This window comes from Streptomyces sp. NPDC056452 (genome assembly GCF_042796085.1).
In the GTDB taxonomy this organism is placed as follows: domain Bacteria; phylum Actinomycetota; class Actinomycetes; order Streptomycetales; family Streptomycetaceae; genus Streptomyces.
Window position 1 is genome coordinate 182,694 of record NZ_JBHTRI010000008.1, and the last position, 16,368, is coordinate 199,061.

11 protein-coding genes are annotated in these 16,368 nt (G+C 69.9%); 3 read left to right on the forward strand and 8 right to left on the reverse strand.

What is annotated here, in order from left to right:
• Window positions 1-112 precede the first annotated feature (112 nt).
• On the reverse strand, window positions 113-628 hold the full coding sequence (gene nrdR / locus ACFQ6X_RS10885; protein ID WP_383179175.1) for a transcriptional regulator NrdR: 516 nt from the start codon (window positions 626-628) through the stop codon (window positions 113-115).
• 542 nt (window positions 629-1,170) lie between these two features.
• Between nrdR and lexA the strand changes: the two genes are divergently transcribed.
• Window positions 1,171-1,968, forward strand: coding sequence for a transcriptional repressor LexA (gene lexA / locus ACFQ6X_RS10890; protein WP_329206735.1), 798 nt, complete (start codon window positions 1,171-1,173; stop codon window positions 1,966-1,968).
• 63 nt (window positions 1,969-2,031) lie between these two features.
• Here the strand turns inward: lexA and ACFQ6X_RS10895 are convergent, their stop codons facing one another.
• From ACFQ6X_RS10895 to ACFQ6X_RS10915, 5 genes are read right to left on the reverse strand one after another with little or no spacing between them, the layout of a single operon-like run.
• The gene (locus tag ACFQ6X_RS10895; protein ID WP_383179179.1) at window positions 2,032-3,999 is read right to left on the reverse strand and encodes an ATP-dependent DNA helicase; all 1,968 of its coding nucleotides are present in this window, start codon (window positions 3,997-3,999) and stop codon (window positions 2,032-2,034) included.
• Window positions 4,000-4,049: 50 nt separating this feature from the next.
• Complete coding sequence (locus tag ACFQ6X_RS10900; RefSeq protein WP_383179182.1) at window positions 4,050-5,906, reverse strand: IucA/IucC family protein; 1,857 nt, start codon at window positions 5,904-5,906, stop codon at window positions 4,050-4,052.
• Window positions 5,907-5,966: 60 nt separating this feature from the next.
• A complete protein-coding gene (locus ACFQ6X_RS10905; RefSeq protein ID WP_383179185.1) occupies window positions 5,967-6,695 on the reverse strand; it encodes a GNAT family N-acetyltransferase in 729 nt (242 codons plus the stop codon).
• Window positions 6,696-6,735: 40 nt separating this feature from the next.
• Window positions 6,736-8,685: an IucA/IucC family protein gene (locus ACFQ6X_RS10910; RefSeq protein ID WP_383179188.1), complete on the reverse strand. Its 1,950-nt coding sequence runs from the start codon at window positions 8,683-8,685 to the stop codon at window positions 6,736-6,738.
• 29 nt (window positions 8,686-8,714) lie between these two features.
• Window positions 8,715-10,106 (reverse strand): diaminobutyrate--2-oxoglutarate transaminase family protein, encoded by a 1,392-nt coding sequence (locus ACFQ6X_RS10915; protein WP_383179191.1) that lies wholly within the window; start codon window positions 10,104-10,106, stop codon window positions 8,715-8,717.
• A 341-nt stretch (window positions 10,107-10,447) separates the two neighbouring features.
• Between ACFQ6X_RS10915 and ACFQ6X_RS10920 the strand changes: the two genes are divergently transcribed.
• Both ACFQ6X_RS10920 and ACFQ6X_RS10925 read left to right on the forward strand, forming a co-directional pair.
• A complete protein-coding gene (locus tag ACFQ6X_RS10920; protein WP_383179194.1) occupies window positions 10,448-11,668 on the forward strand; it encodes a trypsin-like serine peptidase in 1,221 nt (406 codons plus the stop codon).
• Window positions 11,669-11,896: 228 nt separating this feature from the next.
• Complete coding sequence (locus ACFQ6X_RS10925) at window positions 11,897-13,072, forward strand: trypsin-like serine peptidase (RefSeq protein ID WP_383179197.1); 1,176 nt, start codon at window positions 11,897-11,899, stop codon at window positions 13,070-13,072.
• Between the two features lie 118 nt (window positions 13,073-13,190).
• Here ACFQ6X_RS10925 and hflX read toward each other — a convergent pair whose 3' ends face one another.
• Both hflX and ACFQ6X_RS10935 read right to left on the reverse strand, forming a co-directional pair.
• Window positions 13,191-14,711 (reverse strand): GTPase HflX, encoded by a 1,521-nt coding sequence (gene hflX / locus ACFQ6X_RS10930; RefSeq protein WP_329206745.1) that lies wholly within the window; start codon window positions 14,709-14,711, stop codon window positions 13,191-13,193.
• Window positions 14,712-14,843: 132 nt separating this feature from the next.
• The gene (locus ACFQ6X_RS10935; RefSeq protein WP_383179200.1) at window positions 14,844-16,334 is read right to left on the reverse strand and encodes a M1 family metallopeptidase; all 1,491 of its coding nucleotides are present in this window, start codon (window positions 16,332-16,334) and stop codon (window positions 14,844-14,846) included.
• Window positions 16,335-16,368: the final 34 nt, after the last annotated feature.

Sequence of the window (16,368 nt, forward strand, 5' to 3'; positions counted from 1 at the left end):
TTCCCAGGGCACAGTCTGTGTCTGAATACTCCGGACGCCGCGTGGGGCGCCGGGAGCAGGTCTGGTGCCGCCCGCCGTCGACCTCGTCGTTCCTGCCGGTCGGCGGCTGTGGTCAATCTGCGGCGATAGCGGCGGGGGCGGGGACCTCGATGATCTCGCCGCTCCCGCATTTCTCTGCGGGAGGCCGTTGTTCGCGGAGCTCCGCGATGGCGGCCTCGAAGTCTTCGAGCGAATTGAACGCCCGGTACACGGACGCGAAGCGCAGGTACGCGACGAGGTCGAGTTCCTGCAGGGGGCCGAGTATGGCCAGGCCCACGTCGTGCGTGGTCAGCTCGGCGCTGCCGGTCGCCCGTACCGCCTCCTCGACCCGCTGGCCGAGCTTGGCGAGGGCGTCCTCGGTGACGGGCCGCCCCTGGCATGCCTTGCGGACGCCCGAGATGACCTTGGTACGACTGAAGGGCTCGGTCACGCCGCTGCGCTTCACCACCATCAGCGAGCAGGTCTCCACCGTCGTGAAACGGCGGGAGCAGTCGGGGCACTGACGACGCCGTCGGATCGACGTCCCGTCGTCCGTGGTGCGACTGTCGACGACCCGGCTGTCGGGGTGCCTGCAGAAGGGGCAGTGCATGGCTCCCAACCCTCCTTCACAGCACGACTGAATGGCCTGTTCAGGTCCGTCACGGACCTTCGAGGCAGCCACAAGCATAGGCGATGGACTCAGCCCCGAAGGACCGGGACCACAAGTTCTGGGTGACTAAGTCAATCCAACCACTAGATCTAGGGTTTGGCTCCATTTTCGCCCCGGCGCGTGTCGCGCCTGACGGGCACCCCTGGCGCAGCCTAGGACCCGGCACGAGGGTACGGGAAACGCACCACTGCCCGGATCCGGGGGCGCCGGATGGCAGACTGGCGCGGGACTCCTGGACACGCTCCGAAGCACCCCCTCACGAGCTCCGAGGGCACCCCTCGCGGGACCCCCGGGCGCCGTCGGCGGACCCGCGGACGCTAGCGTGACCGACCGGGTTCCCGTCGCCAGGAAGTCCGCTCATACACCTCACGACAAGCCCGCGGCAGCCCTTTATTTGTTTTTCACTCGAACGTGTGTTTGGCGCAACCTTTCGAAAGCTACTACCGTTGTCCAACTAGGGAGACCATTCGAGAGGGGCCGACGTGACCACCACCGCAGACAGTGCCACCATCACTGCCCAGGACCACCGCTCCCAGAGCCGACTTGAGCCGGTGCATGCGATGAATGACTCAGGCACAAACACGGAGGGGCCGGAGCCCACACGCCCCGCGCGCTCGTTGCCCGGCCGACCTCCAGGAATCCGGGCGGACAGCTCGGGGCTCACGGACCGGCAGCGGCGGGTCATCGAGGTCATCCGTGACTCCGTACAGCGCCGGGGGTATCCCCCGTCGATGCGGGAGATCGGTCAGGCGGTGGGACTGTCCAGCACGTCGTCCGTCGCTCATCAGCTGATGGCCCTGGAGCGCAAGGGCTTCCTGCGTCGAGACCCTCATCGCCCCCGGGCGTACGAGGTCCGGGGCTCGGATCAGCCCAGCACCCAGCCGACGGACACCACGGGGAAGCCCGCGGCTTCGTACGTCCCGCTGGTCGGCCGGATCGCGGCCGGCGGTCCGATCCTCGCCGAGGAGTCCGTCGAGGACGTCTTCCCGCTCCCCCGCCAGCTCGTCGGTGACGGCGAGCTCTTCGTGCTGAAGGTCGTCGGTGACTCGATGATCGAGGCGGCGATCATGGACGGTGACTGGGTCACCGTCCGGCGCCAGCCCGTCGCGGAGAACGGGGACATCGTGGCGGCCATGCTGGACGGCGAGGCGACGGTCAAGCGTTTCAAGCGCGAGGACGGCCATGTCTGGCTGCTCCCGCACAACTCCGCGTACCAGCCGATCCCCGGTGACGAGGCGACCATTCTCGGCAAGGTCGTGGCGGTGCTGCGGCGGGTGTGAATCCGCCGGTTCGGACCGGGCCCCGGGATCCACTGCGCCGATCCCGGGGCCCTGCCATGTCCGCTACGGAGCCGGCTTGGCCGCGGCGTCGATGGCCGCGAGCGAGCGCCGTGCCTGGTTCCGGTCCGTGGTGTACCAGAAGTCGGGCATCGAGGCACGCAGGTAGCTTCCGTACCGGGCGTTGGCCAGGCGTGGGTCCAGTACCGCGACGACGCCCTTGTCGCCCGTCGCGCGGACGAGCCGGCCCGCCCCCTGCGCCATCAGCAGGGCGGCGTGCGTCGCCGCGACCGCCATGAAGCCGTTGCCGCCGGCCTCCTCGACCGCTTTCTGCCGTGCGCTCATCAGCGGGTCGTCGGGCCTGGGAAACGGGATCCGGTCCATCACCACGAGCTGGCAGCTCGAACCCGGCACGTCGACGCCCTGCCACAGCGACAGCGTTCCGAAGAGGCAGGTATCCGGGTCTGCGGCGAAGTTCTTGATCAGCTCGCCGAGGGTCTCCTCGCCCTGCAGCAGGATCGGCCGGTCCTGCCGGCCGCGCAGCTCCTCGGCGGCGGCCTGAGCCGCCCGCATGGAGGAGAACAGCCCCAGGGTCCTGCCTCCCGCCGCCTCCACCAGATCAGCGAGCTCGTCCAGCATGTCGGTGCGGGAGCCTTCCCGCCCCGGGGTCCCCAGATGCCGGGCGACATACAGAATGCCCTGCTTCGGGTAGTCGAACGGCGATCCGACGTCCAGCCCCTTCCACTGGGGGACGTCCTCGCCCGCGGTGCCTTCGGGCGCGAGGCCCAGCGACGCACCCACCCCGTTGAAATCCCCGCCGAGCTTGAGCGTCGCGGACGTCAGGACCACGGACCGGTCGGTGAAGAGCTTCTCGCGCAGCAGCCCCGACACCGAGAGCGGAGCGACGCGTACGGACGCCCCGAAGCGGTCATGCCGCTCGTACCACACGACGTCGTACTCGGAACCCTGCGTGATGCGCTCCGCGACGCTGTGGACCGACTCGACGGACGCCATGGCCTGCTTGCGGACGGCGTCCTCGTCCTGCACGGACTTGTCCCGGGTGGAGCCGAGGGCGGAGATCACGGTGCGCGCGGCGTCACGCAGCGCCATCAAGGCGTAGCCGAGGTCCTCGGGGACCTCCTCGAGACGTCCCGGCAGGGCCAGCTCCATCACCCGCTCGAAGCCCTCCGAGGCGGTCTGGAGTGCGTCGGCAGCCTTCTCGTTGACGAGCTTGGCCGCACGGCGCACCGCGCGGTTCACCTGGCCGGGAGTGAGCTCGCCGGTGGCCACACCGGTGACCCGCGAGACCAGCTCGTGGGCCTCGTCGACGACCAGCACCTCGTGCTTCGGGAGCACCGGCGCGCCCTCGATCGCGTCGATGGCGAGCAGGGCGTGGTTCGTGACGACGACATCGGCGAGCTTGGCGCGCTCCCGGGCCATCTCCGCGAAGCACTCCGCGCCGTACGCGCACTTCGTCGCACCGAGGCATTCCCGCGAGGACACCGAGATCTGGCCCCAGGCCCGGTCCGAGACGCCCGGCGTGAGGTCGTCGCGGTCCCCGGTCTCCGTCTCGTCCGCCCAGTCACGCATGCGCAACAGGTCCTGGCCCAGCTTGCTCGACGGAGCAGCGGCCTCGAACTGGTCGAAGAGCCCCTCCTCCTCTTCCTGCGGCACCCCCTCGTGCAGACGGTGCAGGCACAGATAGTTCGACCGGCCCTTGAGCATCGCGAACTGCGGGCGTCGCCGGAGCAGCGGCTGCAGCGCGTCGACCGTACGCGGAAGGTCCCGCTCCACCAGCTGGCGCTGGAGGGCGAGCGTCGCGGTGGCCACCACGACCCGCTCCCCGTGGGCGAGCGCGGGCACGAGGTACCCGAGGGACTTGCCCGTGCCCGTACCGGCCTGGACAAGGAGGTGGGCATTGTCGTCGACCGCCTCGGCGACTGCCGAGGCCATGCTGGCCTGGCCGGGCCGCTCCGTACCGCCGACGGCGGTGACGGCGGCGTGCAGGAGCTCGGGGAGAGATGGCTTCGTCATAGCCCGACCACCCTACGGCGCACCACTGACACCGGCGTTCACTCCCGGCCTCACACGGACAGGTGGAGAGGGTTGGGGACCGAACCGTGGACTGCTGCGTGCGGGCGCTCCGGCCTGTCTCGGTAGCCGTCCAGATGCAGACGGTTGCGGTTGAGGCAGAGGCGCTCGATCCTCGGCGTCAGCATGTCGAACATCTCGAACCGCTCCTTCAGCTCGGGAAACCGTGCGTGGTGGCGGAGGATCTCGGCCCGGACGAGTGACCAGAATTCACTCTCCGGTACGTCCAGCTGTTCCTCGCAGAGCGGGGACAGATAGCGGAAGACGCCGACGAAGAGCCCCGAGTGGATGAACTGGGTGAGGAAGGACGCGTCCTCGGTCAGCAGGATGCCGCGGACGTCCTGGGGCATCGGGTCCTGCTCCGGCAGCGGCTGGGCGCTGACGTTCACATCGTCGACGAAGTCCTTGATCGCGAGGCGTACCGGCACGTCGTTCTCGTCGAAGACGACGATGGCGTTCTCACCGTGCGGGGAGAAGACCGTGCCGTAGCGGTACAGGAAGTGCAGCAGCGGCGGCAGGAGCGCGGCGAAGAGCCTGGTCAGCCAGGTGGCCGGGGTCAGCCCCGAGCGGGCGACCAACTCGGCGGTGAAGGCACGGCCCGCCGCGTCCGTGTGCAGCAAAGAGGCGAGCGTGCGCGCACGCTCGCCCGGTGCCAGCCTCGGTTGCAGGGGTTCTCGCCAGATCGCACCGAGGATCTCCTTGAACTGGTAGGGCGCCTCGGGAAGGTGGTCGTAGAGCGGGTGCTCGACCGTCACCGACGCGACCTCTCCGAGCAGGATGACTCCGCAGGTGTCGCGCAGGAAGGGGTCGCTGTCGCACAGTCCCTGGACCCATGCGGTGACTGCCGGCGCGGCGAGGGTGCGCTCGGTCGGCAGACCTCGCCAGACGAGCGTGTTGAGGATCGACAGCGGCAGCTTGACCGTGTGCCGGTCGGGTCGTCCGACGTTGGTGAAGGTGCGGATGGACTGCTGCGGCAGCCGCAGGTCGTCGTCGGCGTGCAGGGGCACGATCGCACCGTCGGCGATCGCCGGCGCGAAGAGCGGGACGATCCACTCGTCCCACTGCCACGGGTGCACCGGAAGGTACAGGTAGTCCTGGGGGTCGAGACCGCGGGCACGCAGAACGGCGGCGAAGGAGTCCCGGACGGACGGATCCAGTTCCTGGGCGTAGAGATGTTCTGGGGTCGCGAGAGCCTTCACGCCCCGGTAGCCCGCGATGCGTGTGCTGACCGCGATCCACGGCAGCCTGGTGGCGGACCGCGCTTCGGGGGTGAAGCGGGCCGCGTCCGCGGCGGAGAATCCGAGGCGTCCCTTGTTGGCCACGAGCCAGGGATGGCCGGTCTGGTGTCCTTCCAGCTCCGCGTACGGGAGTTCGGCCAGCTGTGACGCGCCGAGCGCGGTGTGACCGAGCCGGGCATCGGCCGCGAGCGTGGTGGTGAGCTCGCGAATGAGGTGGCCGAGCGTTGCGCCGTCGAGTCCGAGCAGGCGGCGGGCGCGGGCGAGGAACTGCAGCGGGTCACGGAACGGTGTGCCGCCGCCGTTGCCTGCCTGGGCCGCCGGGGTGTCCTCCTGCGCCATCTCGCAGATCGTGTCCGGGTCGACGCGCCAGCTGCCGTAGACGCCGCGCCGTGCGCGGAAGTGCAGTGCCCCGCCGTCGTCGAGCGGGAGGGCGTAGCTGCCGCTGTTTCCCGGCCGCGCCGCGGGCTCGATGACTTCCTCGTAGGCGAACTCACTGATCATCTTCGCCAGCAGCCGCACTGCGGCCCGGTCCCAGAGTGCCCGGTTCAGTTCTGGTGCGTCGAGCAGCGTGTGAGGCTCCGCTGAGTTGTGGCTCGCAGGGTATGTCTGCACGGGGACTCCTCGGGTGGGAACCGATGGGGTTCGAGCGGTGTAGGTAAAGCAGCGAGTTGTTCACAGCTGTGCACGGTGGGCTCGGTCGCGAACCATCAGGGCAGCTCGCTTGTCAGGTAGTTCCACTTCGGCGGAGAAGCGGAACCCAGCGCTCAGGAAGGCGGAGACGGAGGGGGTGTTGCGCAGATCCGGCTCTGCGACGACGCGCGCGCACAGAGGACGGTTGTCGAGTACGAGGTCGGAGACGGCACGGAGCAGGGTGGCGCCGATGCCCCGGCCCCGGTTGTCCACACCGCCGATGAGGAGGTGGATGCCTGTGTCGTGGGGCCGGGCAGGGTAGTGACGGGCCAGCGGGTCCAGGTCCGCGCGGTAGATCTCCCAGTAGCTCATGGGCCTGCCGTCCAGCACTCCGAGGCAGGGGACGCTGCGTCCGTCTCCGTCGAGCTGGCGACGGACATGACCGGCGGTGATCGACTCCGGTCCCGCAAGTTCCCAGAACTCGGCAACCGCGGGGTCGTTCATCCAGCGGCTGATCATCGCGAGGTCGCGCGCCGGCTGGACGGTAACCAGCTGGAACACACCGGCGGAGGTGGTGACCGGGTGCCACGCGCCAGGGCTGCCGAGCAGATCGGAGGAGTCGGAGGGCCGGACGGCTGCTACCGGTGGGTCCTCGCCGAGCAGGGCGAGAAGCTCTTCGGTCAGCCGCAGCTCCAGGGTGTCCTCGACACTCGTGACACCCGGTGGGGCGGCACCGGTTCCGGCATCGGCGTGCGCATCGGCGGGGGGCACCGTGACGCTCTCCTCTCGTGGTTTCAGACGGTCCTGCCTGTCAGGCGCGGAGGGGGTTGGCGATGGTGACGTAGACGGACTGGGTGTCGACGGGACCCACGAGTTCGTCGAGACCGTGCAGCCGGGTCAGCAGGTTTGCCTTGCAGCGGAGTTGCGAGGTTCCGAGCAGATACGCGGGCAGTGGCGATCCCAGGGGCACGGCAGCCTCCAGGAACCGGCGGAAGGCGGCGAGGAGCAGCTGTTCCTCGGCGAGCCGCTGGGACCCGAAGGCTCCGATGAGTCCGAACACGTTGTTGATGCCCAGGTAGTAGGCGAGTCGCTCATCGGTGACGGCGTCGGAGACGAAGGTGTCGCTGACGGCACCGATACCGGGGAGCCGTTGCTCGAGTGCGGCTCGGTGGGACTCACGGAAGTAGTAGCCCTGATTGTCGCGGTACCTGCCGCCGACCGGCCAGCCGTCCGGGTCGAGGAGGACGAGGGTGTTCTGCTGGTGGGCCTCCAGGGCGACACCGGCGGTGGCATCGAACCAGAGGACGGGGAGGACGACGCGGTCGAGATAGCGAAGGAACCACTCGGCACAGACGGCTCCGGGCGTCCTGCCGGTCCGCGCGGCAAGGCGGGACACGATCTCCGCGAGTCGTGAGTGCATGCCCGGACGGCCCGGCCAGGGGCGCGGTGCGGTGAGTCCGGCGATGCAGACAGCGTCGTCCGCCGGTCCGAACGGATTGTGGCGGAGCATGACGTCCATGCCCAGCACGGGGCTGCCGTCCGGGGCGTCGACGGCGAGCCACGCGGGGTCCCTGACGATGTCGAACCCAGGGTGGGCCCTCTGCCACTGATCCCCCAGGCCGGTGCTGAGCAGCCGGTGGACCTCTGCTCCGCGGTGGAGTTCCTTGCGGAGGTTCTCACGACGGGAGTTGGTGATGCGTACGCCCAGGGAGAGCTTCAGCATGATCCCGGCGCCGGGCCGGTGCACGGTGCGTACGGAGGAGGTGGGGTGCCACTCCTCCCCGTGCGGGCCGAGGTCGTGCAGCAGCCCCTTGTCGCACAGTGCGGCGACTTCGGGACGGCGCTTGAGCTCCGCGGCCTGCCAGGGATGGAGCGGGAGCGCCGTGGTCCCGGTGGGAAGGCGCAGCCCTTCGGAGTGGGGTGCCAGGAGTTCCTCCGCGGACACCGGACGCTCGCCCTGGGTCCAGGACGAGGCGGTGGCCAGCACGGACCGGTCCACGGCCATCCAGTGAAGGGGGAAGGAGCCGCGCAACTCGGGTGAGTAGAGGCGCGTTTCGGAATCCGAGAGGCCTTCACGGCTCTTGGGCGTGGGATGCAGCGGGTGACCGAGGAGGAGTGACTGCTCCGCCGTGAGGAAGAGGTCGGCCCCGGGGTGGGCTGCGGGTTCGCGGCGCCGGTCCGCGATGAAGTCGGCTGTGCGCCTAACGGAGTCGGCCACTCGGGCGACCATGTCCACGCCGGCGTTCCTGCAGGTCTCGCGTCCCATGAGCGCGGCCACGGTGACGGCGTCGGCGCTCGCGGCTCCGGGAGCGTTCTCCAGCGTGGGGGTGCCGAAGCGGTGCCATCCCGTCGCGGACCAGTGGATGACGGGGGCGAGGAGGGCCGTGCCGCTGGCGGGGAGGGGGATGCGCAGGGTGCTGCCCTTCGGCTGGGGCAAATCGTTCTCCCTGACCCAGCAGCGCAGCAGATTCTCCGTGCCCGCGGCATCCGCGGCCTGGAGGGGGTCCGGGTGTCCGAGGGGGTCCAGCAGACCGGGCGCATCGGGCCGGCCCAGGCTGTTCTGGACGTCCGGGGCGTCGAGGAGGTCTTCCGGGAGCGCGTCCGCGGGGACTTGGGCCGCAGTGCGCCGGTTTCCCTGCGGCCCGACCTTCTGCCGCGGCACGCTCGTCGATTCGAAGGCGAGAGGGCCGTCCGGCAGGTTCTGTCCTCGCTGCTGGCTGGTGAGAGGGCCGTCGGCCTCGGGCGCAGGGGTGGAGTTCACGGCGGTCTTCCTTGGTGAGAGGTCCGGGATCAGCGGGTCGGCCCGGCAGCGGCCCGACGGTACGGCGAGCGCTCGGCGGCCCTCAGCGCGTCGGCGAGGCGGTCGACCACTGCCGTCGCCTGTTCGTCGGTGAGGGTGAGCGGAGGAAGGAGTCGGACCACGGCATCGTGGCGCCCACCGAGTTCGACGATGAGGCCCCGGTGCAGGCATTCCTGCTGGACCGCGGCGGCGAGCGCCGGGTCCGGCGGCGGGGGCGAGGCGTTCCCCGCGGTGCGGGTGAGCGGCGCGGCTTCGGGGTCGACGAGCTCGATCCCGATCATCAGTCCACGGCCGCGGACGTCGCCGATGCTGGGATGGTCCGCGCTCAGCGCGCGGAGACTGGCGAGCATGCGCGCCCCGAGTGTCGCGGCCCGCTGGGCGAGCCCGTTCTCCCGTACGTGGGCGAGGGTGGCGGCGCCTGCGGCCATGGCGAGCTGGTTGCCCCGGAAGGTACCCGCGTGTGCGCCCGGCTGCCAGACGTCGAGTTCGGAGCGGTAGACGATCACCGCGAGCGGCAACGAGCCTCCGATGGCCTTGGAGAGCACCATCACGTCGGGCACGATGCCGCTGTGCTCGACCGCCCAGAAGGTCCCGGTCCTGCCGACGCCGGTCTGCACCTCGTCCGCGATGAGCGGGATGGAACGGGACTTGGTGATCTCCCGCATCCGGCGCAGCCAGCCGTCAGGAGCGGGATTGACTCCGCCCTCGCCCTGGACGGGTTCCAGGATCATTCCGGCGGGAGCGGGAACACCGCCCTTGGGATCGTCCAGGAGGCTCTCGGTCCAGCGAGCGGCGATGTCCGCGCCCCGTACCCCTCCCTCCCCGAAGGGGCAGCGGTAGTCCTGCGGGAAGGGCAGCCTCGTCACCCGTACGTCCGGGGCTCCGCCCGACGCCGCCAGCGCTCCGGCCGTCATCCCGTGGTACGCGCCGGTGAAGGCGAGGAGTTCACTGCGTCCGGTCGCGGCGCGCACGAGCTTGAACGCCGCCTCCACGGCGTCCGTTCCGGCCGGGCCGCAGAACTGGATCCGCGCATTGTCGGCGAACTGCCGGGGCAGGGTGGCGAACAGCTCGGTCGTGAAGGCGTCCTTGACCGGTGTGGCGAGATCGAGCACGTGCAGGGGTGCGCCGGAGTCGATGACCTTTCTGATGGCCTCGAGCACCACGGGGTGGTTGTGTCCGAGAGCCAGGGTGCCCGCCCCGGACAGACAGTCGAGATAGCGCCGCCCGTCGGCACCTTCGATGGTCATACCCCTCGCCCGCACGGGCACGATCGGCAGAGAGCGCGCGTACGTACGGGCCGCCGATTCACGCAGTGCCTGACGTCGCAGAATCCCCTCGTGCGCAGCGGGCGGTGCCACCGGAGCTGGTTCGGTCACGGCCACGGCTGGTCGTCCTCCTGCTGTCACAGTTGCGTTGCACGTCAGTACGGTGCCCCGGGAACGGACGGCGTCGGTGAACGCTGTCCGGGGGTCCCCCGTACGTACCAACGACGCGGGACGCCGGGGATCACGGGTAAATCGGAAGATCCTTGCGGAGACGGAACCGTGGCCCTGCCGCGTACCGTCCCCAACGGCACCGGCATAGTGGAGGCCGCACTCAGGACGGGCTGCCGCTCCGACGCCCTCGGTGTGCGCGCCGCCGTACCACCAGGCAATGCCGCGTGCACCCAGCAGTCCGCAGTGCAGTACCGGAGTAAGTGACGAAGTCCCAGGGGGATCACCACATGCGACCCATCCGCCAGATCGATACCGCACGCCGCGGGAGGAGCGCACGTCGCATCTCCCCCGTGTTTGCCGCAGCCGCCCTCGCCGCTGTTCTGACGCTCACCACAACCGCCTGCGGTCCGGAGGAGGACGGGGCGAGCAGCGAGCCGAGCGCCGCCGCCGAGCAGCCGTCCGACGGCAAGGTCACCATCCCTGACGATCTGAAGGACCGGCTCAAGGAGCACGGGATCGACATCGAACAGTGGAGGGACGGCGAGTGGAAGAACTGGGACAAGGACAAGTGGCTGCGTGAGGCCAAGGACTACGTCAACCCGATCATCGAGGACCTCTGGAACCCCGACCGGATGCGGGATGCCGACAAGTCCCCGGAGAAGCCTGTCGACAACGACATCTCGGGCGACGAGGGCGTGACGGATCCGACTCCCGTTCCGGTCCGGGCCGCGGACGTGAAGACGCCGTACCACGGCAGCGCGCCCGAGTCCGGGAAGCTCCTCTTCGACGGGCCCGAGGGCTCGATGGTCTGCTCGGCGACCGTGGTGAAGGACCCGGCCCACCCCGGCAAGTCCAACATGGTGTGGACCGCGGGGCACTGTGTGCACGCGGGCAAGAACGGTGGCTGGTACCGCAACATCGCCTTCGTGCCGTCGTACAACGACAGCGGCATGTCGGTGGCCGAGCTGCAGGACGCCACCAAGGAGGAGATCGCTCCGTACGGCGTGTGGTGGGGCCAGTGGGCACAGACCTCCGAGCAGTGGATCGCCCAGGGCGCCTCGACGGGCGGACAGGGTGCTCCGTACGACTTCGCGGTCCTGCAGGTCACACCGGAGAAGGGTGCGACGGGCAAGTCCCTCGAGGAGACCGTCGGTTCGGCGCTGCCGGTCGACTTCAACGCCCCGGCCGTCCCGGAGATCGACAGCATGACCGCGACCGGCTATCCGGCGGCCCCGCCGTTCGACGGCCAGAAGGCGCTGCAGTGCGCCGACAAGCCGGGCCGCCTCTCCATCGCCGAGAGCGAGCCGACGATGTACCGCATCGGGTGCACGATGACCGGTGGTTCCTCCGGTGGCGGCTGGGTCGCGGCCGGGCAGGACGGTAAGCCCGCGCTGGTCTCGAACACCTCCATCGGCCCGGTCACGGCGGGCTGGCTCGCCGGACCCCGCCTCGGCTCGGAGGCCAAGGGCGTCTACACGGCGGTCAGCAAGAAGTACGCGGGCCAGTAGGTCGGGGCCGCTCCTGCGCGCAGGAGCGGCTGCACGGCGGGTCCCCGGTACGGCAGTTGACGTGCCGGGGGCCCGTGGGGCCGGGTGCCGGTGCGGGTCCGGCGGCGGTCATCAGCGGCCCGCCACGTCATAGGGTGGGCCCCGCACCACGGATGGTCAGCGGGTGCACCAGCGCACCCACATGACGCGCTCATGGCAATTCGCACAGCATTCAGGGGGATCTTTTCCATGCGACCGATACGTCCGCTGCTGGCCGCCACCGGCCTTGTCGCGGCGCTCGCACTCACCGCCACGGCCTGCGGCCCCGGCGAGGACAACGCCGCCGGCAAACCTGCCGCCGACTCCGCCGGATCCACCGGGGGCTCCGCATCGGGTGACACGCCCGCAGATCTGGCCGACGCCCTCAAGAAGCACGGTGTCGATCCGGAGAAGTGGAAGAAGGGCGAATGGAAGAACTGGGACAAGGACAAGTGGCTGCGTGAGGCCAAGGACTTCGTCAACCCGGTCATCGAGGGGCTGTGGAAGCCCGACCGGATGAAGACGGCCAAGGACCCGGCGAAAACCATGTCGGCCGGCGACCTCTCGGGCGACCAGGGCGTGAGCGACCCCGAGCCCGCCCCCGTCCGGGCCGAGCCCGAGAAGCTGCCGTACCACGAGCATGCGGCCCCGGTCGGCAAGGTCTTCTTCGACTCCCCCGAGGGCTCCATGGTGTGTTCGGGCACCGTGGTGAAGGACCCGGAGAACCCGGGCAGGTCCAACCTCGTCTGGACCGCGGGACACTGCGTCCACGCCGGCTCGGAGGGCGGCTGGTACCGCAACATCGTCTTCGTCCCCTCGTACAACGACCAGGGCAAGTCCGCTGCCGCACTGGAGAACGCGCAGCCTCAGGAGATCGCTCCGTACGGTGCGTACTGGGCGGACTGGGCCGCGTCCTCCGGCGAGTGGATCGCCGACGGTGGCCACACGGGCGGCGCGGGAGCCCCGTACGACTACGCGGTGCTGCACGTGAAGCCGGAGAAGGGCACCAAGTCGCTCGAGGAGACCGTGGGCAACGCCCTCACCGTCGACTTCGACGCCCCCGAGATCCAGCAGATCAGCGGCATGGGCGCCTGGGGCTACCCGGCGGGTCCGCCGTACGACGGACTGCTCATGCACAAGTGCGTCGACCGCCCCGGCCGCCTCTCGGTCAGCCCCGGGACGCCGACGATGTACCGCATCGGCTGCTCCATGACCGGTGGCTCCTCCGGCGGCGGCTGGTTCGTCGCGGGGCCCGACGGCAAGTCCGTCCTGGTCTCCAACACCTCCATCGGCCCGGTCACTTCGGGCTGGCTGGCAGGTCCCCAGCTCGGTGAGGGCGCGCGGGGCATCTTCACCATGATGAGCGAGAAGTTCGCGGGCCGGTAGCCGGCCCGGAGCCGCTCACGCGCCACGGCCGAAGGCCCGGACCCTCCGAAGAGGGTCCGGGCCTTCGGTCTGCGGTGCTGCACCGGGAGACATGTCCCGGGAAGCAGATCGTGCGGCGTCAGCCGGTGACCGGCACGAACATCGCGAGTTCCGCTCCGAGCTCCTCGTGCACCCGCGCCTTGAGCAGTGTGCCCTCCGCGGTGTGCTCCTCGGAGATCACCTCGCCCTCGGCATGGACCCGGGAGACGAGTCCGCCCTGGATGTAGGGCACGAGTGCCTCGATCTCGACGGACGGGTGCGGCAGCTCCACGTCGATCAGAGCGAGCAGCTCGTCGATGCCGGCACCGGTACGGGCCGACACGGCGATCGCGTGCTTCTCGGTGCGCAGCAGCCGCTGGAGCACGAGCGGGTCCGCCGCGTCCGCCTTGTTGATCACGACGACCTCGCGCACGTTGACCGCGCCGACCTCCCGGATCACCTCACGCACGGCGGCGAGCTGCTCCTCCGGCACCGGGTGGGAGCCGTCCACCACATGCAGGATCAGGTCGGATTCGCCGACCTCCTCCATGGTGGAGCGGAACGCCTCGACGAGGTGGTGCGGAAGGTGACGCACGAAGCCGACGGTGTCGGCCAGGGTGTAGATCCGGCCGCTGGGGGTCTCCGCCCGGCGCACGGTCGGGTCGAGGGTGGCGAACAGCGAGTTCTCCACGAGGACACCCGCACCGGTGAGGCGGTTGAGCAGCGAGGACTTTCCGGCGTTGGTGTATCCGGCGATCGCGACCGACGGCACCTTGTTGCGCTTGCGTTCCTGGCGCTTGATCTCGCGGCCGGTCTTCATCTCCGCGATCTCACGGCGCATCTTCGCCATCTTCTCGCGGATACGACGCCGGTCCGTCTCGATCTTGGTCTCACCGGGACCACGGGTCGCCATGCCGCCGCCGCCGCTGGATCCGCCACCGCCCATCTGCCGGGACAGCGACTGACCCCAGCCGCGCAGTCGCGGCAGCATGTACTGCATCTGTGCCAGCGACACCTGCGCCTTGCCCTCTCGGGACTTGGCGTGCTGGGCGAAGATGTCGAGGATCAGGGCGGTCCTGTCGACCACCTTGACCTTGACGACGTCTTCCAGGTGGATCAGCTGGCCCGGGCTGAGCTCACCGTCGCACACGACGGTGTCGGCCCCGGATTCGAGAACGATGTCGCGCAGTTCCAGCGCCTTGCCCGAGCCGATGTACGTCGCCGGGTCGGGCTTGTCGCGCCGCTGGAAGACCGCGTCGAGCACCTGGGCGCCCGCCGTCTCGGCCAGTGCCGCAAGCTCGGCGAGTGAGATCTCGGCGTCGTGCACCGTCCCCGAGGTCCAGACACCGACCAGCACGACGCGCTCCAGGCGCAGCTGCCGGTACTCGACCTCGGTGACGTCCTCGAGCTCGGTGGAGAGTCCTACCACGCGACGCAGGGCCGCACGCTCGGAGCGGTCGAGCTGATCGCCGTCCCGCTCACCGTCGATTTCGTGGCTCCAGGCGACGTCCTCTTCCATCAGGGCGTCGGCCCGAAGGCTCTCGGTGAGGCTCTCGGAGTTGCTTTCCGTGGCGCTCTGCGCGTCCTGCGCGTCCTGGGGAAGGGAAGAAGAGGAGGTCATTGGATCCTTACGTCGATAGAAGTCCGATACGTCAGTCACAACGCGTGACCCTGCCGGAAGATTCCCACAGATGGATTTCCCGGCCGGCCGCGGTGCCGACGCCCTGATAGTGGCATGTCCCCGCCGGAAGCGTCACTCGGGTTTCGCTGTACGTGCCGAACCCTGCCGGCCCGCCGCTTCCCGGGGCTTCGTGCTGCGCCAGTCCGGGTGCCCCGGCATCGGAGGGGTCTTCTCCCCGTACAGCCAGCCGTCGAAGAACGCGGTCAGGTCCCGCCCCGCGACCCTCGATGCGAGCGTCGTGAAGTGCGCGGTGCTCGCCGACTCGTCCCGGTACTTGTGCACCCACGTCCGCTCCAGCCGGTCGAAGGCTTCCGCGCCGATCTCCTGGCGCAGCGCGTACAGGACGAGCGCGCTGCCGTCGTACACCACGGGCCTGAACAGGCTGATCTTGTTCTCCGGGGACGGAGCGTCGGGATGCGCCGGCGGTCCGCCGGCGGCCCGCCATGTGTCGGACCGGGTGTAGGCCTCGCGCATGCGCCGCTCCATCGGCTTCTGTGCGTGCTCCTGCGCATAGAGGGCCTCGTACCAGGTGGCGTGGCCTTCGTTGAGCCACAGGTCGGACCATGCCTGGGGGGAGACACTGTTGCCGAACCACTGGTGGGCCAGCTCGTGCACCATGATCGAGTCGACGTACCACTCGGGGTACCCGGGCGTGGTGAACAGCGACCGCTCGAAGAGCGACAGCGTCTGGGTCTCCAGCTCGAAGCCGGTCTCCGCGTCCGCCACGAGCAGCCCGTACGTCTCGAACGGGTAGGGGCCGACCTGCGCCTCCATCCAGGCCAGCTGCCCCGGGGTCTTGCGCAGCCACGGCTCCAGCTTCTCCCGGTCCGCCGCCGGGACGACGTCGCGCACGGGCAGCCCGTCCGGGCCGCTCCGCCGCAGGACGGCGGAGCGGCCGATGGAGACCTGCGCCAGCTCGGTGGCCATCGGGTGCTCCGTGCGGTACGTCCAGGTCGTCGCGGTTCCGTGCCGTCGCGTTCCGCCGGGCAGCCCGCCCGCCACGACCGTGAGGTCCTTCGGGGCGGTGACCCGGAAGGTGAAGTACGCCTTGTCCGACGGATGGTCGTTGCCCGGGAAGACCCGGTGCGCCGCGTCGGCCTGATTGGCCATGGCGAGGCCGTCGGCCGTACGGACCCAACCGCCGTCGGCCGTGTCCCCGGACGGATCGCTCGTGTGCCGGACGGTGATGTTCACGGGTACGCCGGCCGGGAGCCGGGCGGGGGCCCGGACGATCAGGTCCTCGTCCTTGAGCGCGAACTCGGACCGCAGCCCGTTGACCTCCACGGCCCGGACGTCGCCGCGGGCGAAGTCGAGATTGATCTGTTCCAGTGGCGCGGTGGTCCGGGCCCCGATCCTGGTGACGGCATCGAGCGGCTTGGTGTTGCTGCCGTGGTAGGTGAGCGAGATGTCGTACGAGAGGACGTCGTACCCGGGGTTTCCGAGCTGGGGGAACAGGCGGTCGCCGATGCCGAGCGGTACTGGCGTGGGCGCGGTCGCGGCGACAAGGGTGGCCGACGCGGTGACCAGCAGAGCGGCCCGCAGTCGACGGGAGATGAGCGGCATGGACTACGGCTACCAGCGGGAACGCCCCACGCGG